The organism is Leucobacter sp. NPDC077196 (genome assembly GCF_040687075.1).
Lineage (GTDB): Bacteria > Actinomycetota > Actinomycetes > Actinomycetales > Microbacteriaceae > Leucobacter.
On record NZ_JBFBML010000014.1, the window covers coordinates 14,578 to 36,403 of the forward strand.

The 21,826-nt window shown below is 60.6% G+C and carries 32 protein-coding genes and 1 tRNA gene; 2 read left to right on the forward strand and 31 right to left on the reverse strand.

The genetic code is table 11. The features are described 5' to 3' along the window. Positions 1-33: 33 nt before the first annotated feature. The 26 genes from AB0O71_RS12435 to AB0O71_RS12560 all read right to left on the reverse strand — a co-directional run bounded on the left by AB0O71_RS12435 (position 34) and on the right by AB0O71_RS12560 (position 17,763). Positions 34-585: an HNH endonuclease gene (locus AB0O71_RS12435; protein WP_363745756.1), complete on the reverse strand. Its 552-nt coding sequence runs from the start codon at positions 583-585 to the stop codon at positions 34-36. Further along, complete coding sequence (locus AB0O71_RS12440) at positions 582-2,048, reverse strand: terminase large subunit (protein ID WP_363745758.1); 1,467 nt, start codon at positions 2,046-2,048, stop codon at positions 582-584. Before AB0O71_RS12440 ends, AB0O71_RS12435 begins: the two co-directional genes overlap by 4 nt. Before the next feature lie 893 nt (positions 2,049-2,941). After that, complete coding sequence (locus AB0O71_RS12445; protein ID WP_363745760.1) at positions 2,942-3,085, reverse strand: hypothetical protein; 144 nt, start codon at positions 3,083-3,085, stop codon at positions 2,942-2,944. 108 nt (positions 3,086-3,193) lie between these two features. Further along, the gene (locus AB0O71_RS12450) at positions 3,194-3,367 is read right to left on the reverse strand and encodes a hypothetical protein (RefSeq protein ID WP_363745762.1); all 174 of its coding nucleotides are present in this window, start codon (positions 3,365-3,367) and stop codon (positions 3,194-3,196) included. A gap of 101 nt (positions 3,368-3,468) precedes the next feature. Continuing rightward, positions 3,469-3,609, reverse strand: a complete 141-nt coding sequence (locus AB0O71_RS12455) for a hypothetical protein (protein ID WP_363745764.1) — start codon at positions 3,607-3,609, stop codon at positions 3,469-3,471. 121 nt (positions 3,610-3,730) lie between these two features. After that, the gene (locus AB0O71_RS12460; RefSeq protein WP_363745766.1) at positions 3,731-5,050 is read right to left on the reverse strand and encodes a metallophosphoesterase; all 1,320 of its coding nucleotides are present in this window, start codon (positions 5,048-5,050) and stop codon (positions 3,731-3,733) included. A 679-nt stretch (positions 5,051-5,729) separates the two neighbouring features. After that, positions 5,730-6,416 (reverse strand): hypothetical protein, encoded by a 687-nt coding sequence (locus tag AB0O71_RS12465; RefSeq protein ID WP_363745768.1) that lies wholly within the window; start codon positions 6,414-6,416, stop codon positions 5,730-5,732. After that, positions 6,416-6,697, reverse strand: coding sequence for a hypothetical protein (locus tag AB0O71_RS12470; protein WP_363745770.1), 282 nt, complete (start codon positions 6,695-6,697; stop codon positions 6,416-6,418). Before AB0O71_RS12470 ends, AB0O71_RS12465 begins: the two co-directional genes overlap by 1 nt. A gap of 427 nt (positions 6,698-7,124) precedes the next feature. After that, positions 7,125-7,472 (reverse strand): hypothetical protein, encoded by a 348-nt coding sequence (locus tag AB0O71_RS12475; protein ID WP_363745772.1) that lies wholly within the window; start codon positions 7,470-7,472, stop codon positions 7,125-7,127. Further along, positions 7,462-7,728 carry a hypothetical protein gene (locus AB0O71_RS12480; protein ID WP_363745774.1) on the reverse strand — a complete coding sequence of 89 codons (267 nt, stop codon included), beginning with the start codon at positions 7,726-7,728 and terminating at the stop codon, positions 7,462-7,464. The genes AB0O71_RS12475 and AB0O71_RS12480 overlap by 11 nt, the downstream gene beginning before the upstream one ends. Before the next feature lie 246 nt (positions 7,729-7,974). Continuing rightward, a complete protein-coding gene (locus AB0O71_RS12485; RefSeq protein ID WP_363745776.1) occupies positions 7,975-8,457 on the reverse strand; it encodes a hypothetical protein in 483 nt (160 codons plus the stop codon). Positions 8,458-8,471: 14 nt separating this feature from the next. Beyond that, on the reverse strand, positions 8,472-8,768 hold the full coding sequence (locus tag AB0O71_RS12490) for a hypothetical protein (protein ID WP_363745778.1): 297 nt from the start codon (positions 8,766-8,768) through the stop codon (positions 8,472-8,474). A 1,057-nt stretch (positions 8,769-9,825) separates the two neighbouring features. Then, positions 9,826-10,299 carry a single-stranded DNA-binding protein gene (locus AB0O71_RS12495; RefSeq protein WP_363745779.1) on the reverse strand — a complete coding sequence of 158 codons (474 nt, stop codon included), beginning with the start codon at positions 10,297-10,299 and terminating at the stop codon, positions 9,826-9,828. After that, positions 10,296-10,544, reverse strand: a complete 249-nt coding sequence (locus tag AB0O71_RS12500) for a glutaredoxin family protein (RefSeq protein ID WP_363745781.1) — start codon at positions 10,542-10,544, stop codon at positions 10,296-10,298. The genes AB0O71_RS12495 and AB0O71_RS12500 overlap by 4 nt, the downstream gene beginning before the upstream one ends. Beyond that, positions 10,541-10,879 (reverse strand): hypothetical protein, encoded by a 339-nt coding sequence (locus AB0O71_RS12505; RefSeq protein WP_363745783.1) that lies wholly within the window; start codon positions 10,877-10,879, stop codon positions 10,541-10,543. Before AB0O71_RS12505 ends, AB0O71_RS12500 begins: the two co-directional genes overlap by 4 nt. Next, positions 10,876-11,622, reverse strand: coding sequence for a hypothetical protein (locus AB0O71_RS12510; RefSeq protein WP_363745785.1), 747 nt, complete (start codon positions 11,620-11,622; stop codon positions 10,876-10,878). The genes AB0O71_RS12505 and AB0O71_RS12510 overlap by 4 nt, the downstream gene beginning before the upstream one ends. Then, complete coding sequence (locus AB0O71_RS12515) at positions 11,619-12,050, reverse strand: hypothetical protein (protein WP_363745787.1); 432 nt, start codon at positions 12,048-12,050, stop codon at positions 11,619-11,621. Before AB0O71_RS12515 ends, AB0O71_RS12510 begins: the two co-directional genes overlap by 4 nt. Then, positions 11,998-12,897 carry a hypothetical protein gene (locus AB0O71_RS12520; RefSeq protein ID WP_363745789.1) on the reverse strand — a complete coding sequence of 300 codons (900 nt, stop codon included), beginning with the start codon at positions 12,895-12,897 and terminating at the stop codon, positions 11,998-12,000. Before AB0O71_RS12520 ends, AB0O71_RS12515 begins: the two co-directional genes overlap by 53 nt. A gap of 14 nt (positions 12,898-12,911) precedes the next feature. After that, complete coding sequence (locus tag AB0O71_RS12525) at positions 12,912-13,262, reverse strand: hypothetical protein (RefSeq protein WP_363745791.1); 351 nt, start codon at positions 13,260-13,262, stop codon at positions 12,912-12,914. Then, positions 13,259-13,657: a DUF2493 domain-containing protein gene (locus tag AB0O71_RS12530; RefSeq protein ID WP_363745793.1), complete on the reverse strand. Its 399-nt coding sequence runs from the start codon at positions 13,655-13,657 to the stop codon at positions 13,259-13,261. The genes AB0O71_RS12525 and AB0O71_RS12530 overlap by 4 nt, the downstream gene beginning before the upstream one ends. 76 nt (positions 13,658-13,733) lie before the next feature. Further along, positions 13,734-14,495, reverse strand: a complete 762-nt coding sequence (locus AB0O71_RS12535) for a hypothetical protein (protein ID WP_363745795.1) — start codon at positions 14,493-14,495, stop codon at positions 13,734-13,736. After that, a complete protein-coding gene (locus tag AB0O71_RS12540; RefSeq protein WP_363745797.1) occupies positions 14,492-15,349 on the reverse strand; it encodes a PD-(D/E)XK nuclease-like domain-containing protein in 858 nt (285 codons plus the stop codon). Before AB0O71_RS12540 ends, AB0O71_RS12535 begins: the two co-directional genes overlap by 4 nt. 654 nt (positions 15,350-16,003) lie before the next feature. Next, positions 16,004-16,552, reverse strand: coding sequence for a hypothetical protein (locus AB0O71_RS12545; protein ID WP_363745799.1), 549 nt, complete (start codon positions 16,550-16,552; stop codon positions 16,004-16,006). Positions 16,553-16,728: 176 nt separating this feature from the next. After that, positions 16,729-17,061, reverse strand: a complete 333-nt coding sequence (locus AB0O71_RS12550; RefSeq protein WP_363745801.1) for a hypothetical protein — start codon at positions 17,059-17,061, stop codon at positions 16,729-16,731. After that, a complete protein-coding gene (locus AB0O71_RS12555; protein WP_363745803.1) occupies positions 17,048-17,593 on the reverse strand; it encodes a hypothetical protein in 546 nt (181 codons plus the stop codon). Before AB0O71_RS12555 ends, AB0O71_RS12550 begins: the two co-directional genes overlap by 14 nt. After that, positions 17,590-17,763 (reverse strand): hypothetical protein, encoded by a 174-nt coding sequence (locus AB0O71_RS12560; RefSeq protein WP_363745805.1) that lies wholly within the window; start codon positions 17,761-17,763, stop codon positions 17,590-17,592. The genes AB0O71_RS12555 and AB0O71_RS12560 overlap by 4 nt, the downstream gene beginning before the upstream one ends. 922 nt (positions 17,764-18,685) lie before the next feature. Here AB0O71_RS12560 and AB0O71_RS12565 point away from each other — a divergent pair. Then, the gene (locus AB0O71_RS12565; protein WP_363745807.1) at positions 18,686-19,081 is read left to right on the forward strand and encodes a hypothetical protein; all 396 of its coding nucleotides are present in this window, start codon (positions 18,686-18,688) and stop codon (positions 19,079-19,081) included. Between the two features lie 140 nt (positions 19,082-19,221). Here AB0O71_RS12565 and AB0O71_RS12570 read toward each other — a convergent pair whose 3' ends face one another. The 3 genes from AB0O71_RS12570 to AB0O71_RS12580 form a co-directional block, all read right to left on the reverse strand. Continuing rightward, positions 19,222-19,494 (reverse strand): hypothetical protein, encoded by a 273-nt coding sequence (locus AB0O71_RS12570; RefSeq protein WP_363745809.1) that lies wholly within the window; start codon positions 19,492-19,494, stop codon positions 19,222-19,224. A 208-nt stretch (positions 19,495-19,702) separates the two neighbouring features. Continuing rightward, entirely contained in the window at positions 19,703-20,473 is a 771-nt protein-coding gene (locus tag AB0O71_RS12575) for a hypothetical protein (RefSeq protein WP_363745811.1), read from the reverse strand. An 88-nt stretch (positions 20,474-20,561) separates the two neighbouring features. Beyond that, complete coding sequence (locus tag AB0O71_RS12580; RefSeq protein ID WP_363745813.1) at positions 20,562-20,756, reverse strand: hypothetical protein; 195 nt, start codon at positions 20,754-20,756, stop codon at positions 20,562-20,564. 134 nt (positions 20,757-20,890) lie between these two features. Here AB0O71_RS12580 and AB0O71_RS12585 point away from each other — a divergent pair, with 134 nt between their 5' ends. Beyond that, the gene (locus tag AB0O71_RS12585) at positions 20,891-21,217 is read left to right on the forward strand and encodes a helix-turn-helix transcriptional regulator (RefSeq protein ID WP_363745855.1); all 327 of its coding nucleotides are present in this window, start codon (positions 20,891-20,893) and stop codon (positions 21,215-21,217) included. Here the strand turns inward: AB0O71_RS12585 and AB0O71_RS12590 are convergent. Together AB0O71_RS12590 and AB0O71_RS12595 are read right to left on the reverse strand one after the other, a co-directional pair. Beyond that, a tRNA-Val gene (locus AB0O71_RS12590) sits at positions 21,177-21,250 on the reverse strand. The genes AB0O71_RS12585 and AB0O71_RS12590 overlap by 41 nt on opposite strands. Positions 21,251-21,313: 63 nt before the next feature. Then, positions 21,314-21,781 (reverse strand): redoxin domain-containing protein, encoded by a 468-nt coding sequence (locus tag AB0O71_RS12595; RefSeq protein WP_363745815.1) that lies wholly within the window; start codon positions 21,779-21,781, stop codon positions 21,314-21,316. Between the last annotated feature and the right edge of the window lie 45 nt (positions 21,782-21,826).

The following is a 21,826-nucleotide window of genomic DNA, read 5'->3' on the forward strand; positions in this document are numbered from 1 at the left end:
TTCCAAGCCAACGGGCGGAACAGCACCATTCATCTACTCCACCCCCTGATAAATTTCGGCGAGCCTATGCCCGGAAAGAACCGTCCACCCATACGAACGCCCTTTAGCGCGGTTGCAAGTCGCACACGCGAGCGCTGTGTTCATGTATGAGTGCTCCCCGCCATGTGCGAGGGGAACAACATGGTCAACCTCAGCCGCGTTCGGGATCCACTCACCGCGCGCCCTACCCGAGAATGAGAGACCAACATTGCAATAGCAACAGTTGTCGCCGTCCATCTCTCGGAGTCGCTTTCTTGAAACTCTCTCTTTGAAAGCTTCTCCACGAAGTTTCGCCGATCTATTGGCGCAATGGGCGGCATACCGATCTTTGTTTGCGGAGTAGTAAGAAGCCCACCACTCCGCCCACCGCTCAGAGTTCTCGGCCCGCCACCGCTTCGTATACGCGGCCCGCTCCGCTGCGTGCACCCTCCGATACTCCTGAAAATATGAAGCGTTCTCACCTCGCCATTGCTTGTTGTAACAACGCTTGCAGAGCCCGCGCGCGCAAACCTGATCTTCGCAACCAGCAGTTTTGCAAGTCGTCATAGGAACACAGCTCTCCGTTCCTTCTCGCCGTACGGCTTCCGCCTAGTAGTTTTCGAAATCCAGTACGCAAGACTCACCGCTTCGAGCGGAGTCTCATCGCCGTCAGGGGTGGTTGCTTCCCACCCCCACGCACCTGTTGGGCCGCGCTTCTTCCTGTCCGAGATAGAAACTGAGTCATCCAGGAGTTGCTGGCCCTCGTCCCGACGATGCGAGAACGGGACAGGTAGAAGGTCGTCCGTCTCCGCATTCGCCTCAGCAATAGCGGCAGCAGCTCGGACGGCGTCTAACGTGATCGAGCACGCTTGCGTGTACTCCGGCGTAGAAGCCACGCGCACGAGCGCATCTGGCACCCTTCGGTCCTTCAGGAGTTGCTTCAAAACCGGGGCACCAGCGGCACCAGACAGCACAATCTCAGCCGCATTCCGCCAGCGTTGCGCCAACCAGTCAGCAAGCTTCCCAAGACCGGCTGCAACATCGTCCGCCGCCACATCAAGCAACTCGACGTGGATACCTTCGTCATGCTTCAGCGCCCCGGCCAAAGCAAGCCGAGAACCGTCAACGTTGAATGCCACAGCGAATGACCGCACGCCCTCGGTTGGAGCCTCAGCGACCCCGCAGCTATCCCACTCAGCTTGCGAGATCGCCCGAGAGCCCGCCCCGCCGAGATCACTCAGCCACGCCCCAAGCCGGTCCTGCGCGAACTCCTCCTCGGAGTACGACTCGAATTCACCGTCAACAACTTCGTGATTGATGCGCGTGTTCCATGCAGGATTCGACTTCCAACGCGTCAACTCCGAAGCGGGATCGTAGTCATCATCAGAAGGATTCGAACCCCACTCAATCCAAGCAGCCGACTTCGAAACTCCCCCAATAGCCGCGGAACGGACAGACTCGAACACCTCATGCATCTGGGCTTCAATGTCATCTCGCGTCGGAGGAGTACCGAGAAGCCACACCTGTGGGTTATGCATCGCACTCATCGTTGAGTTGATAGAAACCCACGCAGAACGCTTCAAGCGCTGCGCCTCATCTAGGAGCAAGCAGTCAGATGAAAACCCACGTCCACCCGGCCCAGAACGAGCCTTGAACTGAATCAAAGCGCCGTTCTTGAACCGGATAGCTTCACGATTAATCGCGTTCATAATCCCGTTGTGACGAACGCGATCATCGATCCACTCATTGCCGTCTGCGGTGATGATCTCCACCATCTTCGAGAACGTTTCCCGCGCCGTATCCTGCTGATGCGCAGAAATCACAATCTTCATTTCGCCGAACAGAAGAACACCAGCAAGCGCCCGAGCAACAAGAAGCTGAGATTTCCCGTTCTGGCGCGCTACGCTCACCCCGACACGCTTCGCAGCCCACTTCGCATCAGCACGCTCGCCCATCGCGGCTTCAAGAATCAGCTCCTGCCAACCGTCAAGCGTTATCCCCGCCTGCGCCGAAAGATCAGCAACATCCATCCATGAATTAGCTCGAACCCCGGCCGGCTCCACCAACACGCGCGGTGGAGCCTCCCCGAGCAGCTCTACGGGCTGCGATCTCGTCAATCGGATCACCCGTCTTCCCCGACTGAGCATCAATCTCAGCGATACTCGCTTCAAGCGCCCGCCACTGGTTCATCAGAGGCGCACGCTGATCGGGATCAGCAACCTCAATCGACTCCCACATCACATCCCGCGCCCGCTTCAAGTCGTCTAACCGAGACACAAGAACCACCTCTCGGGAGCAAAATCACTCTGTGTGTGAAAGGGCGCATTGCCACGGGTGAGCCGTGGTGGCGGGGGTGGGGGGCGTATGGCGTGGGTGCCCTGGCTGCTTGTCTGCCGCGTTGGTGGCGTCGTTGCTACCAGATGGGTGATGCGCTTACTGTGGGCCTCTTAGCGCGTGTTCCGTGGTGTTCGTTGCGTGCTTGTTCGAGGCTTTTGACGCCTTTGGTCTGGTTGCACTGCCTGTGCATGAGGCGTGTGTTCGCCCTGTCGAGTGGTGATCCACCGAATTTGCGGGCGATTGTTTCGTCTACTTCGGCTCGCATTGGGTGCGGTTTGCATCCTTGGCATGATGTGTTGGCGCAGTTCTTGTAGTGCTTGCCTTGTTCGGCCTTGAGCTTCTTGTCGACGGGTTGATCGCATAGCGCACAGTGTGTCTCTTCTGCGAGTACTCGTGCACGTAACTGTCTGCGTCTGTGCCCGTTGCTGTTCAGGGGTACGGTCATCGTGGCCCCCTACTAGGTGGTGCCCCCGTGCTGGGGTGGTGGGATCAGGTAGGGGCCTCGGTATCCCTGCACCCCTGGGTGGCTGCACCTACCCCCTCGGGTAGCGCATACCCCACCCCTTGTTCAGGTAGGCCCCTGGGGTTAGATCTCGCCAAGGCCCCAGGCGATGAGGAGAACCACGACAGGGACCGCCATGATGAGGGGCACCAATCTGAGGTCATCGATCATGGCCCGCCACATACCCTCGAGGCCGCTCCACACACTCATCGTCGCGCGCTTGATCATGTCACCCACCTTATCTAGTCGTATGCCCTGCTGTATGCGGTGTCGTCGTCCCGGCAGCAGGCGTCGGCTGCACTGGCTGATTCGAACACGCGTCGGCAGTAGCTGCATTCACTCATCTTCTTCCTCCATTCGGAGGATGGTGTCTTCTGCCATGCGGAGTAGGCCGAGCTGTGCGTGGACATCTAGGTCGTCGTCTACGTTGACTCCGGCCAAGGTTTCGCCATCCGCGCTGGTATAGCGGGTGATGGTGATGGTGCCGAGCGGCATCGCTTCTTCAGTCACAGTCAGCTCCTACTTCGTCGGCAGCTTCGAGGAGCCAGTCGCCTTCCGCTGGTGGTTCTTCTCGGTCGAGCATCCGAATCAAGGTGTCCATCATTGGCTCCCTAGGCTCCTATGAGGTACTGCCAGTCGGAGGCGTCAGCGAAGTCCTCGAGCGCCTGGCCGAGCGTCTCTGCTTGGCCCTCGGCTTCGAGGTCGCGTCGCCACTGCTGCTTCTCCTTGGCGCGCCCCACCCATGCGCCCATGCCGCAATCGAGGCAGTCACATAGTCCAGGCTTGCTATTCGCCCGCAGCATTCGCGCCATGACCAGCTCCCTACGCAATGTTGTGCGCCTAACGTTGCGTCGACGCGGTGGTGGAGGAACTTTACGGTGCGATGCGTTGCCCGTTGTAGATCGTCGCCCCGTTGCGGATGCGGTGCACCTGCGGCCATGACACTCCGTCGCCGTGGAGGAGTGACCCGAACCCTTGCTGCCAGTCTTCAACGACGCGTGCGCTGGAGCCGTCCGCGTGGAGGGCTCCGTGCACTGATGGGACTCGACCGTCCGTGTGGCAGAGTGCGCCGGGGTTTGCCGAGTATGACTCGATGGGTTCTCCGCGGGGTCCGATGACGGTGCGGTAGATGATCTCTTGGCGGTGGGTGTGTCCGGCCCACGTGTTGATATGGGGTGCTTCGTGGGCGTACTGCGACATTGTGGAGCCTTTGCTGTTGGCGCGGGTTCCGTGGATGTTGCGTGTGGTGTCGTCGTCCCAGTAGGCGGCTGCCGGGTAGGCGTCCATGTACTCGATGCCGAGTTCGTCTAGGCGGAGCAGGTTGGGGAGTGACATGACGGGCCACGACTCGGGCAGGTTGGCCACTTTTAAGCCAAACGCGGCGAGAGCATTACTTTCGATGAAGGATTGCATGCGCTTGTCATGATTTCCTTCAATCATGACGATGTGCGATTCGGGGCTCGCGGCTCGGAGGAGTGCGAGCATGTGGTGGCCGTCGTTCAACGCCATCTGTGTGGTGCGAGCGAACCCGGCCTCTTGCACGTACTTGCCTTGTGCTGCGAGGTCGAGGAAGTCGCCCAGGATGACGATCGTGTCGGGTTGTTCGCGTCGGCATACTTCGATGAACACGAGGATCGCTGACCAGTCGTGGAACGCTTCGAACGTGTCCCCTACGGCGCGGTACCCGATCTGCGTGTCACCGGCCTTCAGTGAGAGCTTCAAACCGTCACGGGCGGGCCTCGCGGGCAAATCGGCGAGCTCCACAACAACAGGTGCTGCTTGCTGGATGACGGGCCACTTCAGTGCGTTCTTGTCGCCCGACTTTGGGCGGACGTTGTTGAGCTTGTTGAAGTACTTCCCGTGCGGTGTCGCCGTCACTCCGTAGGAGAACGTCACCGAGTCCGGGTCTTGCCCTTTCTCGAGGAGGAACATGCGCCAGTCTTCGTATCCCCATGAGCGGTCGCCGTTGAGCCCGTACTCGAAGGTGCCGGCGTCGCGGTCGTGGCGCTCGTAGTCGCCACCTGACTGCCCACGCTGGTTCGTGGCCGCACTTTCGATGCCGAGACGCCTGAACGCCCGGTCTACGCTGCGTCGGTGGCATCCGAGAGCGTGCGCAATCGCATTCTTCGACGCTCCTGCCGCTGCGAGTTCCTGCACGCGGTTGTCATCGATTTGCCCAGGCTTATTCGACAATGAATCCTCCTGGTTAAGGTTTGGTCCCGCACTCGCACCGCTGTTTAGCGCTCGTGGCGTTGTGTAGGTCTCGATGGTGGGAACCAAGAATGTGGGTGCCCGCAGAGGCGGCAACGGGGTCAACCGGAGCAGGGCGCGTGCGGGCTACAAGGGGTTGGCGGGCAGTGCCGGAGCTACCGGGTGCCACGTGTTTAGCGCAGCTGACCGCGCCCCAGGAGTTGCGTGATGCGACCGGGCCCGACCGCTGTTCTGCCGGTGAAGCCTGAGGCTTCTGGCTCCCGTCACGCCGGGAAGACAAAGCCCTGGGTCACAGCTCGTGAGTGCGAGCTACCAGGGCACGCGACCGTCCGGACAGTCACTCAATGCGTGTAGCGAATCCGCCAGGGCTCGAACCTGGAACCTCCGGTTTTGGAGACCGGCGCTCTACCAATTGAGCTACGGAGACATATGCTTGCCGCGCATCGTCATGCCGCAAGCTCCCGACCGGCTGTCGCACCGAGTGCGTTTTGCAGGTGATCGAGCGTTTCAAAGGTGGGCCGCAGGCAGCAGCGTTGCGATTGCTCCGGTTCCTCCAACCAGACCCACCCAGAAACGACGAAAGCCGCCCTGTTGGGAGCGGCTGTTGCCCGAAAGTTGACACAGTTATTCGGACCTGTGACCCATAGTAGGCCATTTTCGCTTACGACGCAAGCAGTTGCCGCAAGTCGATGCCGCAAGCGGCGAGCACTTCAGCGTCGGGTGTTGCGCCGATCGCAATGCCGAGTTTCGCCATGTCGGTGTAACCGACCCAGTATGCGCCGCACTCGGGTGCGCGGCATTCACCGACTGGTGCCCTCCCTTCAGCGAACTCGACCCACACCGCCGATCTACGCTTCGGCTCCTCGCGTGGGTCTCTGGGGTCATCCTTCTCGAGCACCCATCGTGTCCCGCAGCTTGGGCATGGCACGGTCACTTCCATGCGCCTCGTCCGGTCATCCCATTCGGTTTCGATATCCGCAACCCACCTCGGGAAGGCGTCACAGATGCGCTCCCACTGCTGGTCATCGTCCATGTCGCCGGATGCGCGATACGTTTTCGCGGCATCCCACGCTTCCCGGATCGCGCCTTTCACGTCGCGCATGATCGGCAGGTACAGGGCTTCGCGCATCTGCCTGACTCCGTACTCGATGCGCTGGAACAAGGCGAGGGCGGTGAGGTCGATTGGTGACGGCGAACCACCACCGCCAGCACTCCCACGCTTCACCTGTTCCCGGATCGCGTTATCCAGCCAGTCGAGTAAGGGCGGCCACTCCGTAGAATGACCGCCCCCAGCGATTTCCGTATGTGGTTCCGTCAACCGGACGACCGCACGCTCAGTACTCTCCATCACGCCCCCCTCATGATTGCCATACCGAGGTCAGCCATGTCGTAAGGCTCAGCCGGCGGGTAGAGCTGTTCGACCGCATTCTGCCGTTCGTACATGCGATTGATTGCCGTCTGCATGTTGATGAGAGCCGAACCCAGCCCCATGATTGCGGCAGCCGATGCGTTCCCTGCGTCTCCGAGTCGCTGGAATGCATACATGGTTTGCATCCGCTTCCGATTTGCTCCACGAACTTTCATCCGCGGGAAGTACCTGGGTGTACGCGCTTTCTGACCACTGCTCATGTTTCCCTCCCTTGTATGCGAAAGGCCCCCACCCGGGAAGGGTGAGAGCCGTGAATAAGTGGCACGTGTGGGTGCCAGTTTTCGGGCGAAATGACGTGTGCAGATGTCATATCGGGGCCGTTAACGTTAACTATTGGTGCGGGGCGTGAGTTAACTTTCACCCTCGTAGGATTCCCGGATAAGGGCCAGCACCGCTCTCGCCGCGCTCGGGGCCGTCCGTCCAAGGATCGCGTTCGTAAGCTCAGCCTCGCTGGGTAGCTGTTCCACCGCTCCTGCGTACCCGTCGATGAACGCTTGCTGCACATGATCGGGTGCTACGGTGCCGTCCATGCGCGGCAAGAAATGATCGTCCGCCGCAACTTTCGCTACCTCCCACGCGTCAATCCCACCAAGGATCGAATGCGGACGGGAATCGCCACTGCCGGACTTACTGCCTTGATTCGTCGCCATTGTTGGCTCGCTCTCCGTCATCATTGACCACCTCCTCTTCGTCGAGTGCCATCCGGGCCAACTTGTACTCGCTGCGCGGGAAACGAATCCGCGCTTCGTCAACCTCTGCCGGTGTCCAGGCCGTCACTTGCCAGTTCGAATCCGAGTCGGTTGCTTCCTCCCTGCCGAGCACAACGGTCCGCCATTCGGGTTCTGTGCGCGTCCCTTCGAGAGCATCAGCGAGAGCCAGTGCAAGAGACTTCGCCTCCTTAGCCGTATACCTCTTGCCGCAGGTCTCACTGCGTGCTTCCGTGATCAGTTCGCGCTTCTCGTCGTCAGTCAGCATCGGTCGGCTCCTTTCCGAGCTCGGCCTGTAGGTTCGCCATCGTTTCGTCGGCTTGCGCATCGAAAAGCGCGGCGTTGTCGTCGAGGGCACGCGACATAATCGACGCCATACCTCGGTCGAACGTAAACGTCCCCGCTGTGACGGTGAGGCCGCAGCGCGCAGTGAGCGCGGCATCTCGCCAACGCTCCGCTTCACGTCGCAGTCGCGTTGCCGACTCGGTGTATCTGGTCACCTTCTCTTCGAACGATTCACTCATTCGTTTCCCTCCCCTGCCATTCGGCTGCCCACCAGGCGGCCCCTTGGTTTCCATTGGTGTTCGCAGTGACCGCATTGAATACGAACATCGGTCGTGTCCCCCACCTCGAACCAAAAGTCGCTGGGTGGCACGAGCGCGCCATTGTCGTCATAAAGAACCAACCCGAACTCTGTGCTCCCGATCTCATCGTGCGTCTCGATCAAGGAGAGGGAGTCGCTCTTCTTGCAGGACGGACATTTCGCTCGATCAGCCATCGTTTCCCTCCCCTGTTGACGGAACAGACCCGAGAGCGCGGATCGTCGGACACGGCCAGCGGCAATTACAGCGAGTGCAATACTCCTTCGATTCCCGACCTCCGGGCAGCGGCCACCCCTCGCTTGTGTGCAGCGCCTCCACCTTGGCGATGGTGGACAGTGCAGCATCACGCTCAGCCATCATCCGCAGGTAGTCGGCGTTCTGGTGCTCGCAGACCTTCTGCGATTCAAGCTCCCGTACACGATCCAGGAGAGCCGGGACAGCGGAACGAGCAGCGGCGATGAATTCGGCGTCAGCTACCCCAACGGCGATGAATCCTTCCGTGTGCAGCCCGTTGGCGCACAGCACGTACCTCTCTTCTGACGACGATCTGAGCGCGCCTTCGTCGTCACCGGGTTCGTGTGTCCATTTCCATGGTCCTTCAGTTGCTGCGTCTGCCAACCGTTGCAGCTCGTCGTAATCAAGTTCAGCCATCATGCTTCCTCTCTTCAGTACGTCGCGGCCCGGATGCGAAGCTTCGCTATCGCGTGCTGAACTGCATCGTCTGCACCTCGCCAGTAGTCAGCCGACGCAAGCTGCATGATCATTTCCGACCCGGTATAGATGTCGTTGTAGTCGTCAGCGAACTCGGTCAGCGCTTTCTCGGCGGCTGCACGCTCCACCTCAGCGATCATGCGGTCGAACTCCTCGGCCCCGCGCCACCCGGTCGCCATGCGAAAGCTCTTGTTCGCCACGAACTCAGCGCGCGCCTCACCCACAGTCGGCGTATACGTTTCTTCGTTCATGTTTCTCCTCGTTTCTGTTTCAACCGTTCCCACCCCTCACGCGCCTCCCGACGCCACACCGCATCCTTCGCGACCCACACCGGGTCAGCGTGTTCCGCCGCATGAACCGCCGCCAGCTCCGGGGTCATGTCGATCTGCGCACAAGTCGGGACCGGACAACGGAAAACCTCAACCGTCACGCCGCCACCCGATCGAGCTGAGCAATGAGCTGCCGTCCGATGTGCTCCGTGTACGCAGGCGGGATCGCCTGCGCCAGCTCGTGCTCATTCATGCGCCAATCGATGCCAAGCAGTTGCGCCCTGACGTTCAGGGCAGGCGTGTATCCGCCCCGTCGAGCCGGATTGTCACGGTGCTCAGGTGTGCGGTGCCGGCCTGCTGTGTACGAGCCTGCTACCTGAGTGGAATCATGGAAACAACCGCCAGCGCCCATGAGCCATACGTTGGATTCGAATAGTCGGTGCCGCCGCAACGCGAGGGGCACTCCGTCAACGTCATGCGCCCGTAGCCCGAACTCCGAGCCGCACAAAGTGAGCGGCGCCAGCGGCGGGGCACCCTCCACATTTTCGATGACGTATGGGAGCCCCAAGCGTGAGAGTGCCTCACGTGTCGGGGCCAGCAGATCAGGATGAGCATCAGCCTTGTCGTTCGCGTGCCTCGTCGTGGAGTACACCTGACAGGGCGGGGATGCATGAACCGCATTGAACTCATGCCCATGTGCTGCCAGAAAGCCGATCGCGTCTGCTTGATGAAACTCAAAGGGATAGTTCTTCTGTGGCCGAATATCGACTCCAACGACTTCGAAGCCTGCCCGGTGATACCCCATTCCCGCACCGCCAGCGCATGAGAACAGGTCCAAGAGTCTCGGTTTCAAACCACACCTCTTAACGTCGGGAGGGGCCAGCACTCGGCCAGCCCCTCGGGTACAAGAAAAGCCCCACCAGTTAGCGAGGCCAATGTTTGCGGACTATCGCCGCGAGTTCCGTGTCAGTCACATCATCGGGTGCGTGTTGTAACGCCCAGATGAGTGGTTCGACGTGATGCAACCAGTGCTCGATACTCAAAATGGGGCCGAGTCGAAACCTCCACCCGACGCGCCGGGATCGTTCTGTGCGCCCTGGAATCCGCCCTGCGACTGCTGGGGTGCGGGAGCCCATGAACCGCCGCCAGAACCACCACTGGACGCCCTGGGGATGATGCTGAGCGAAGCGAACTGCACGTCGATGCTCGCCTTCGCTGTACCCGAGTTGTCGACGTACGCGTTCAGGCGTGGCATGCCCTCGATGCGGACCAGCGTGCCCTTCGCCACCTGCTGAGCGAGAAGGTCGGCCTGCTCATCGAAGAACGTCGCCCGAGCCCACAACGTGATCTCGTTCCCGTCACGGTCGGTCGCGTTCTCCCACTCACCCGACTGCTTGTTCTTCCGACGCTCCGTGTGCGCGACCGAGATGTCGAGCATGCGCTTCCCGTTCTGTGACGTGCGCTGCTTCGGTTCCGCCGCGAAACCCTCAATGCTGAATGATGCCTTGCTCACTTTTCCTCCTGTAGTTCGAGCTGTTTTACGAGCTCATCGATCTTGTCCGGCCGGAACCCCGACCACGAATCATCACCCGCGACAACCACCGGGGCCGACATGTGCCCCAAAGCTTTCGCCGCTGCAAGATTCATCGGCTCCATCAGGTCAGCCGTCACGTACGGGATCCCCACATCGGTGAGTTTCCGTTTCGTGTTCGTGCACGCCGTGCATTTGTCCTTCTCGTACACCGTCACTTCTGTCATGCGGCTTCCTTCCCGTTCTTCTCGTACAAAATGTCCCGCAGCTCCTGATTGCTGCGCTTCAACTTCTCGTTCTCCGCACGCTGCCTACGCAACAACGTCAACAACTCACCAGAACCCACCACGCGCACCTCACGCTCCTCACGAGACGCCAACAACACCTCCGCCTGCATCAACCGCCGCCGCACCACACCCACCGGCAACACATCAATCAACTCCCGATCCTCAACCGACGCCTCCGCATACAGGCGCTCCAACGGGACGTTCACAGCCTCAGCCATCACCTTCCGACGATCACGAGTCAGCAAGAAATCGAGAAGGGGGTCCGACTCACTCATCGCCCCTCACCTCGCAGCCACTCGGGGCGTCGCTCAACCGCGGCTCGGGCGAGCGGCTCGCCGGTGATGTACAGCCGAGCGCTGCACACCACGAGCACGCCTTGCAGCACCTCAGCGAGCTTCGCTTCGTCTACCTCGACCGGGGCGGCGAGGGCGTCGGCAAGGTCGTTGATCAGTTCCGCGGGCGGACGTGACGGCTCCACGTCCTGCTCCCGTGGCCAGCGGCGGGCCTCGGCGATCAGCTTCTCGCGTTCGCTGGTTACCGTTGCCGCATGATCCTCGGACTCGGCCTCGCGCTCCTCGGCATCGTGGCGCTCGTCCGCTGGATGGGCGGACACCGACGCTGAGAATCGCAGCGCCTCTCTGGCCACAAACTCGGCATCATGCGCCCACGGCCGGACATAGGGATGTGTCTCGTACACGGCGCACGATACTGGCCACTGTCCGCAGCCGCATAGCTCCCCGTGGTTCACGTCATCGGACATTTCGAGCGCATGCTCAATTGCGGCTTCGATCTGTTCCTCGGTTGCGCCGCCCTGCACCTCGCCAAAATGGCCCACAAACGATCCGTTGATGTCGCGCATCTGTCCATCCGCGTTTACTAAGTACACGGTCTCACCCTCCTGTCGGAGGAAAAGCCAGGGCGGCTCCGAGTCCCGCCGGGTTTCGATGTACACGATGTCCCCAAACTCGCGCGGTCGAATTCTTAGTGCGCCCTGCTCGGGTGTCTTCTGGTTCGTCATACTGTTCTCCCTACTTCGAGTTCCACACCCGGAACATTCGGCCCCTCGATCGCGTACTGGGCAGCAACCTCACGATCACGAGCACGCGCCCCCGACAACCGCTGCTCCACCTCAACCGGCAGAACCTTCCGAGCCGGCCAATCGCGACCGATCAAGCCGCGAGCCTTCGCCGCCCGAACATCGTTCTCGATCTCACGCGAAAACCGACGCCGAGCCCGCTTCAACCCATCAATCAGGTGCCGCACCTCGAAGTACGGGTTCGCGGTACCGAACCAATCCAGCACCACCTCCTGCGCCTCCACCAACGACGCATCCGGGAAATGCCGATCAATCATCAACTTCCACGAAACCGCCGTCGACTCATCCAGCTTCCGGTTATCGAAGCTCGAGATGATCGTCAATAGTTGGCCGACTTCCTTGAGCTGCATCGAGTGCCTCCAATCGTGAAACGAAATCGTGTGCAGCATCCGACTTGGACTGCTGCTGCGGTGCCTGCTTACGCTGCGACTGCAGGCGGAGCGTGTCTGCCTTATCTCGGAGCTTCGACATGGACCGGATGTTGGCGCGCCAGAACCCGTCGGCCTGCGACCAGCGGATCAAGTACTCGACCTGTGCAACCGTGTACCCGTCCCGGTCGAGGAGAAGCCGTGCAGCATCCAAGTTCTGCTTCGTACGTCCCGGGATCTTGGTGCCGTTCTTCCTCAGCCCCTCATCGAGAAGGTCGAGCAGAGCTTCAACTTCTGGGCGTACCGAGACGGTTTCAACTTCCGACGAAGAAGTACCTTTAGGTACTTCAATATCTATCTCTATCTCTGTCTCTATCTCTGCTTTCTTTTGGGTACCCGAGTCGCTACCCGAACCGCTAACCGAGTCGGTAACCGAGTCGGTAACCGGCTGGGTTTCTTTTCGCTTCTTCGGACGACCACCACGGGCGCCGTTCTGCCGGTTTCTCTCAGTCCTGGCGCGGATCTCAGCCCGCGTCTCCTGCATGTCAGCAAAACCATGCAGCTCGTAGTCGCCATCGGCCCGCAAAATGAGCGAAGGTGACTCGGAATCGTTTTCTTGCAACTCGGTAAGCACGTCGGTATCCCACTGAGAACCGAGTCGGTTAGCGATTGGCTTTTTGAGAATGCCGTCCGTCTCGTACTTCCGCGAGTACAACATCATCGTGATGTGCGCCCTAAACGCCGCATCCGACAGGCCAATGATCTTCGGATGATCCGCGTAATCGAGATCCAACCGAATGAACAACCGCCTGTCCTTATCTGCCGCCATCGTCTTCCTCCTCTCTAGTACGGGTCATCACTGATCTGGTCCCGGGTGCCGTCATCGTTCAGGTAGAAGACACCGTGCGGGTAACGGACGGGGATTGTTGCGGGGTTCGCGTGGAGGCTGACCTTGATACCTCTCACGCGTGCTTCCTCAGCCATTGCGGCGTCCGATTCGATCAGTCCGTTCGTGAGCGAGCACAGCCACACCACGTTCGACAAGCGATGCTTGTTCTTCCGTCCACCCATGCCGCCCTGCCGATGCTGCGGCACCAGAGTGTCCGTGCCGCACCGTTCCCCATGCCACACGCAGACGTGACCGTCGCGGGCCTCAATCGCACGCAGGACCGCCTTCGGGGTCGGCTTACTCACGGCACATCCCAGCGCATTACCTTGATGCCCGCTTTGGTGGCCATGTCAGCAGTCATCGACGCGCCTGGAGAGCCAGACTTCACGAATGCAAGGCAAACGTCTGCGCCGAGAGCAACCATCTCCGCGTTCCTCAAGAACCCCGCCCGCTTGCCATGCTTTTCCCAGTCAGCTGGGTGACGTTCGACCGCGAAACCTTGCCTCTCCCAAACGGACTCGGCGATTGCGTCGGCCCCTGTAGGGCACGCGCCGGAGACGAGGACAGCATTATGAGGCCGGTCCTCGGTGAGCCATACAGTCAGCAAAGCGTCCGCGATCAAACGTTCGTCGGTCCACCCACGCGATCCGGTTATGAGAATTCTCACGGCACCTCCAAGGGTTGTGTGCGGCACTTGCACGGACGAGAAAGGCCGGGGTGGTCAGTAACCCATCCCCGGCCTCCGCAGGCGTCATGCCAAATCGGTGGATCGAACATCACTCGATCTCCACGGGCTTCTCGGTGAAGAACTCAGTCACGGCGATGCCGTCTTGCGTGATCGACATGAACGCCTTCGTGAGCTCTGCGATGTCGCGGGCACCCCACTGGGCGAGGTCACGTTTCAGGTACGCCTCAAGCTGTGCTTGGGTGACACCGAGATCCTTGAACCGGTCCACGGCGTCGGTGCGGCGCTGCTCGATCGGTTTCCCGTCGCCGTGCTCGAGCGTCTTTCGGAGACGTTCTTCGGCTTCCGTTTTGAACCAGCCGGGGAGCATCGCGAAGATGCACTCACGGACTGCTTTCGCTCCCTGGTTCTGGTTGTTCAGGTAGATGTCTCCGAGGTCGGTGAGGGCCTGGTTTCCGTTCCGTGTGGAGCGGAGGTGCGGGACGATGAATGAACGTGTTGAGCGCACGTTCTCCTGCTGATCCCACGCCCATGCCTGCATCTCGGACACGCCGGCTTCATCGTCGCGCCGCAGTTCCCGCACGCCGTAGTCGACGTTCTGCCAGATGCGGGCCAACTCGCGCGCAATATGGATTGACATACCGGAGCCGCGCTTCGGGACGGAGTAGAACGCCCGTGATGCGACCGCGAGGCGGCTGCACAATTCGTTCGACTGCTCCGATGCTCGGTTCGTGTCTCGCGGGAATGACTTCGCCACCTGCACCGCCGCCGCAACTTCAGCGACCGCCCGTGACTGCTCCACCAATGCGCCCTGCGAAGCGGGACGCTGCAGCATCTGTTCAATATCGTTCATGCGTTCTCTCCAAATCGTTCTTGATATTCAGCAATCGCGAAGTACGGCGCTTTCGCCAACGCCACCTTCGTGTCCGGGTAGCCCGGCCATTCCCCCGACTCCATGCAGCGCCGGTAGATGTCGCGAGCTTCGAGCGCTTTGATGTAGCCCATATCCGCGAACTGTTGGTCGAGTTGGATTAGGTTCACGAGGTGCGGGGCCGCAGTTTCGACCACGATGAACACCATCTCCATGCGACGGCCGGTCACGATCTCGAGCAGATCAAGGTAATGTCCGCGTGCGATGTCGTATCCGTACTTCGCGGCGTTCCTCGCGAACGAGTCGGGGGTGGCATCGTCCGATGTGGTCTTCAAATCGACCGCAACGTTCCCCTCATCGGGGAGCCGATCGAACCGGCACCGCAACGGGACACCGTTGCTTTCCCCGAACATGGACACCTCGGAACGTCCGGGCCGCTCCATCAGTTTCCGTGCCAGGCCATGCCCTAACACCGCTTCCGCCATCGCATCCACTGGACCGAGTTCGTGCGCCAGCATCGGCACCCGGCCCGCTTCTCTCGCCCCATCGCGCGCCTCCCGAGCTTCCTTCGTGCGCCATGAATCGAACTGGAACACCTCAACCTCGTCTTCAACGCCGAGCACTTTCGCGTGTACCGCAGAGCCAAGGTCGTACGACTTCTTGAACTCCTTGTGCCCGTCGAGAACTTCGTACTTGTACTTCGCAGGCGACTTCAGCAACGTCTTCGCACCGGTCGCGGAGAGTGAACTGTGCGCGTGGTACTCATCGTTCGGGAGGTCGTACACGATCCCCCCATAGGCCAAGTACTCGGCTTCGGGCAGTCCGTCACGTTTCACGGCGTCTCTCCTCTATCCAGCGTTCGTCTTCCATCTCCCGGCGTGCGTCAGCGGCATCCAGGAGGTCGTAAAACTCGTTATCCTCCACCGGGCACCACCTTCACTGCCGGGTGTCCTGACGTGTCGTCCGGGCACCAGTCACCTGACCCGTCACCCTCAGCGTCCTCGAACACCTGATCAGCACCCCACGGATCACGCCGCGTCAACGTAGTACTCCCGCTCGACTCGTCGGCCAAGGACGAACCGGCAGTCAGCGCAGAAAGCGTTCCGCATCGCACTGTTCCGGATCGCCTCGTACCCTTTGCCGCAGTACCGGCACGTGCGAGAAACGCGCTCACTCATCGCTTCACCGCTTTTGCTGGCGTTCGCATCCCGCATTCGATGCACGACACGAATGGGTTCGGCCCGGTTGACGGCGTTGACCACACGTGAGGGCTGCACTTGCCGTGGTTCCGCCATGAACGCTTCGTCATCACCGCACCTCCTTGTTGTTCTTGCAGTCCTCACGGCCCCGATTCGTGACCGGTTGCCGACAGTTCCCGCACACATGCCACCGTTCGGGCATGTCCACGTCGTCCACGTACATGCCCTCACCAAACGACAAACCCGGAGCATTCCAGCCCCGGGTCGAACTCAAAAACGTTGGCGCGTCCATCACGACACCTCTCCGCGAAGCCTCACTGCCTCGACTACTTCTTGCTGACCTTTCGTCAGCGAATCCGAAAACGGTTCACCCATGACCGCAGCACCTATCGCCGCGAGCACGAGAGCATCCGTCTGGTTGTTGTCAGTTACCTCAACTGCTGGGTAACGCCGCGAGACCGCGAGCATCACCTCGTCTTTGCCCGCATTGCCTTTGCCTGTTGCGAACTTCTTTACCTGCGAAGGTGTCACGAGCAATGGCGGCTCGTACAAGCAGTCGCGCATGATCGTTGCCACGAACATCCACCAGCCACCAAACATGCGGTCCAGAGACGCGGACTTAGCCGCAAAGGCGGGCGTCTCGATGACGAGCTGCGCTGGCCCCGGAAGGCCAAGCGGATTCCGCCAAAGGTCGACGGCACATGCAATGTTTTCGACCCGGCTCGGAAACTCCCACCACCCGTCTTCCTTCTTCGAGCGGATGGTGATGCACTCAGCGGCGCTGTCCTCGATCGCGCATACGCCCGTCGCTGTGAGGCTGAAATCAATCCCGAGAATCACGACGCACCTCCCACCGGTACGCGCCCCAGATCAGTAGCACCGCGCACCCGTAGAAGATCAGATCCGCACCGTTCATCCCGCTACCGCCTTCACGATCGCTAAAACACAAACTGCGATGCCCAAAGACACCGCAGACACAACCAGGAGCCAACCCGGATCAGGACGACGAGGACGCATCACGCCTCCCCGTATACGTTCACGAGGCGCTGCAACACAGCCCGCGCGTGAACCATCTCGTCCTGCAACCTGCCCGTTTCGAACTCGTCCGCGAACTCCTCGAAATAATCGAGCCACGTCTTTGCGAGCATGAGCGGCCCTCCGATGCTGTACCGCATCGCGCCCCGGAACTTCGCGAGCAAAGTGTTCGGGAACTTCACGGGAAACGTTCTCGGCTTGTACTTCGCCCCAGCGACTTCCGTTGCGAATCGCTCCTCAGGACGGAAGCCGCCCCCATGGTGGAGTGACCACGGTTCGCGATCGTCATACGCGAGTCGACTATTCAGCAACATTCGACACCTCCGGGAAGATGCGATGACCCTCAGCGAACTCGCGAGCAAAGTAACCGGCAGACTGTCCCTCGTTCCCGGTCCACCAAAACCTCGGACCACCCTCATCGGTCTTTACCGCGTAAGGGAGGAACCCATGCTGGTCAGAAAACCGGAGTGCCCAAACCTCATTGTTCTTGGCAGATCCCCAAGGCTTCGGCTCCGGGTGAGCAGCAAAGTACGCCCGAGCCGCTCGCCCGTACCAGTCATTGCTCTCTTCACCCCGTGTGGACCACTCAGCCTGCCCAGTACGCTCGGAAGTCGCAAGTACACGGTTCTCAACAAGCGCGGACGGGCGCACCACGACGTCGGCGTCCTCGGGCCACCGCCACCGCCCCAGTTCCTCGTCGCGCTCGGCACGGAAGAACTCGCGCATAGCCCGCATCTCGTCTTCGGCCAGGGTCATGAACCCATGCGGTTTCGACGTGAAGAACCCGACTCCGAACTGGTCGATGCCAACCGTCATCCCGTTGCTTGCTACGAACTTGTCGCTCATGACATCACCCATTCCAATTCCCAAATCACCCGTGTCAACTCGGCCACTCGGTGCTCCCAATAAGCCGCTGGTGCGCCCTGCCCCTCCGTTACTTCTACGCGGTGATCCGCATATGAACGCTCCCTCCGGTACAGCTCGATCTGCGCTTTGATCTCTTCTGCCGACTTCATACTCGGCACCTTCCGTCGTGGCCTTCCCCCATCGCACAGACGCCGCGACCGCAAGCCGCGAGAGGATTTCCCAGCCCCCCGGAACGAGGCATGTTCTGGGCTTCGCGCTCGATGACCTCTGCCGCAACTCTCGCCATGAAATGAGAGATCTCCCCGCCTGACCACTCGCGCCATGCCGGCCCAGCAAGATGCAGCCGGGCAAGCATCTCAATTTCCATATCTCGCGCTGTAACGCTCATGCCGTGCTCCTTTGTCTCGAAAACTTGAGCGGGGAATGGTGCGACAGGTAGTTCCATCCCGCCGCCCCTTATCTAGGCGTTGCCGCATACGCGACCAATCCCGTACGACAAACCCCGATGCCGCCGCCAAACACGCTCGTGTCCGCGAAAGCGCACCTAATGCGCCAGTTGGCGGCCGGGACTCGAACCCTGCGCGCACCCGGGTATCCCAGACAATGCGCGGCACCATGCACCACCGAGCCGCTTCACCGATACGACACCGTTCCCCCAACATCAGGGCCAGAAAGACTCTGCTCGACGGGACCTACCGCCGAGACTTCCCACCACCGCACCCCTACGCGTCCACAACGAACTGCCTCAAACGGGATCAAGTGATCTATGTAGCGCTGCACCACAGAACCGGGCCGGTGTAAGCATCGGACCCCATGACACTGGGGCACCCCTCCATCGAGTGGGGTATTCGGTACAGCTATGTATTTGTGTCGTGCATTGGCCCGACTCGAACGGGCCACGATCCTGAAATCGGCAATGCTGTAGCTCAGGTGGGGTCGAAACCCCAGAAGAAAGACGGACTAGTTAGTGATCGCCCGGCGTCATGCGGCGACTCCCGAGAGCGTCAACCGGATACCTCGCGGGCCAAGCAGACGTCCCATCACGGTCGCCCAATCGCTATGCTCAGCAGCATGCTCAGTGTCGGAGGAAGCATCCTCATCGCCGTCACCACCGCTCTGGTAACCATCGGGCTCAACGAACTCGTCCGCTGGCTCCGAGAACGAGCCGCCGCTCGGAAGCTGAGAGCCGACTGGAGCGTCGCCTGGGTCGGGAAGGACCCCCGAGCTCGGACCCGCGTCGCCGTTGTCGAGAACATCGGCCACGTTGAAGCCCACAACGTGAACATCACCATCACTGGAGACTCGGACTTCGAGATTCACCCGGACGCCCCGCTCCACAAGGCCCGTCCAAACGACGCCATTCTCGTGATGGTCGACAGCCCCGGGACCGGGATCTACCGAATCGACTGGACCGACGCGAAGGGCGTCGACCAAGGCCCGGTATTCCGGTTTCCGACGATTACCTGACCCGTTTCCCTTGATTCGCGCGTACCGGTCCATCTGGTGCCGGTACATGCCCCAGTCCTCAGCACCTACAGCTCGATCAGCTGCCATGTAGATCAGGTCCTGCAAGTTACAAAGACGCACATCCCGATTCGCCGAACGCATCACGCCACCGCCTCAGCAGCGTCGAACGCTCCACCCTCGAAAGCGTCCAACATCGTTCCGTACCCGCTGCACATGCCCTTGACTGTGAGCACGTTCGAATTGAACTCATGGAACGAGTCACGCGCAGCCCGGTAATTCTTGTAACGAATCTCGTTCATCAGAGTCAGGTCCACATCTGGGTCGATCATGCTCCACGGCTTCCGCAAACCACCACCAAGAGTCACCACAACCTCAAAATCTTCGAGAGTGAGCGGCACTTCACCCGTAGCCATGCGGCGCAGCATTGCGTCCGCAGAACGCCCATCCGAAGCATCAGCCTTACGAAGCTCCGAGCGGAGAGCCGACTCGAAATCGATAGCCAACCGGCCAGCGCGAACCTCGACCATGAGAGTTGCGATCGCTGACTCCTCAGCTTCAAGACGGTTCACTCCGCTGTGCCCATACGACGCGACAGCCTCGCGGTATACGCGGGTAACGATCTCATTCGTAGTCATTGTGTGCCTCCATATCGGTAGCAAGCATGTTGATCCCGGCAGCAATACGCCGAAGATCCGTTGAGTTAAAGAGCCGCGTATAGAGCGGCGTGATGTTCTCACTCGCGCGAGGCCACCAGTCGTTCAAAATGAGAGTCCGCCGGCGCTCCGTACCGAGAGACTCGAGCGCGTCGAGTGCCCGCCCGACCGCGAGACAACCCTGTTCCGCGTTCTGCTGAATCGCGTCGTTGCCGTCAAGCACTGGCTTCTCCTCGCGCGGTTTCGGCTCCGGGCGCTTGTACTCTTTCCCGTCGAGCCCGGTAACGGTCTTCACCTTCTCCGTGACCGTGTGCTCCGTGACCTCCGGCAGCGGGGTTTCGAGCACTTCCCCCGTGGACGGGTTGACCGTAAATCCATCAGCGTTAACCGGCTCAGGTGTACGGTTCCGTACAGCTGCTATGTCGTCATGTACCGTCATCACCCCCGCGCCTACGATGGGGGCAATGGCCCGCGTGCTCATTCCGGCATCGGAGAGTTCAGCTACCAGCTCCCGGCGAACGTCACGAGCAAGACGCAACGGCTCATCCCCGAACAGGTCCGTGATGTACGCAGTCCAAGACGCGAACCCGAGCGTGACGTGATCCTCAAGCTCCCGAGCCGTATGCACGAGCTTCTGGAGCGACTGCATCGCCTCGTTAGCGTTCGTCGCGTGAAGGCGGATCCGCTCAGCCCGACGCTGAGCAGCTTCGATGTCGATCTGAAGAACTTCTGCACTCATCGATTCGCTCCCTTGATCGAGAGCGTCGCGGCGACGCATCCGAGGATGAGGACAATGCACGACCCGAGACCGGTCTCCCAGAGGATGCTCACGACTGCACCGCTTCCATTCGCTTCTTCGCGTCCTCGACGGCTTTCTCGGAGAACAGCCATGGCGCGGTCTTACCCTGATGGGCCTTCTGGCCCCGGATGAAACCCTTGTTCGCCATTCGGGTTATGTTTGAACGGTTGTATCCAAGTTCCGCTGCTACTTCGCTCGCGGTCTTCCACTTTGCTTTCGGCATGTGGCCAGTTTTGTGCAATGCACTACTTTAAGCAAGCGCACGATCCCGCGCGTTTACGCAAACTTAACGTTTCGCCCCGTAATTACGCCAGAAAAGAATTTAAAATACGCACAAGCTTGTGCCATAATCGAGACATGGGAAACACGCAACTCAACCTCAAAGACAAGCTCCAGTTCGGGCTCAGCGACCGCCTCGCGAAGGCGCTCGACGTTGCTGGCATGTCCAACCAGGAAATGGCAGACTGCCTTGGCGTATCGCGTAACACCATCAGCAACTACACCCACGGAAACTCATCACCGCGCAAGCTCTACATGCGCGAGTGGGCTATGCGTACCGGCGTGCCGCTTGAATGGCTCGAAACCGGAAGCTTCCCGAACGAAGAAAGCCCCCACACGGCAGGACCGAATGGGGGCAAGAAAGTGGGCCCGGAGGTACTCGAAACCCCGACCCTCTCGGTGTAAACGAGATGCTCTAACCAACTGAGCTACAGGCCCGATGCCGCATCGCGGCATCCATAGCTTAGAGGAAGGCCTGGCCTGCAGAGAAATCGGCTCTGCTCAGCGTGCGGGCAGCGCCAGCAGCGCGTCATGATAGGCGGCGAGCGAGCGGGCTTCGCCCGCGGCCGACTGGAACGATGCCGCCACACGCCCGTCTCGTCCGACCACGACTGTCGCACGCGCAGCCGCGCCCGTGCGCTCGACGAAGGCATCGTAGGCGCGCGACACGTCGCCGTGCGGCCAGAAATCGGAGAGGATCGGAAACTCGAATCCTTCTTGCTCGGCCCAGGCGCGGAGCGTCCACACCGAATCGACCGTGACGCCGATCAGTCGCACCGAGTGCTCTGCGAACAGGCCCAGGCTCGCAGAAAGTTCGGCGAACTCGGAGGTGCAGATACGCGAGAATGCGAACGGTACGAAGACCAGCGCGACCGGACCATCGAGCAGCAGCTCAGAAAGAGCGACCTCCGCGCCGAACTGATCCGACAGTGTGAAATCGGGCGCCGGCGCACCCTTAGCGAGCACCATGAGGACTCCTATCCCGGCCGATTGACCCAATCGCGATGCAGTGCG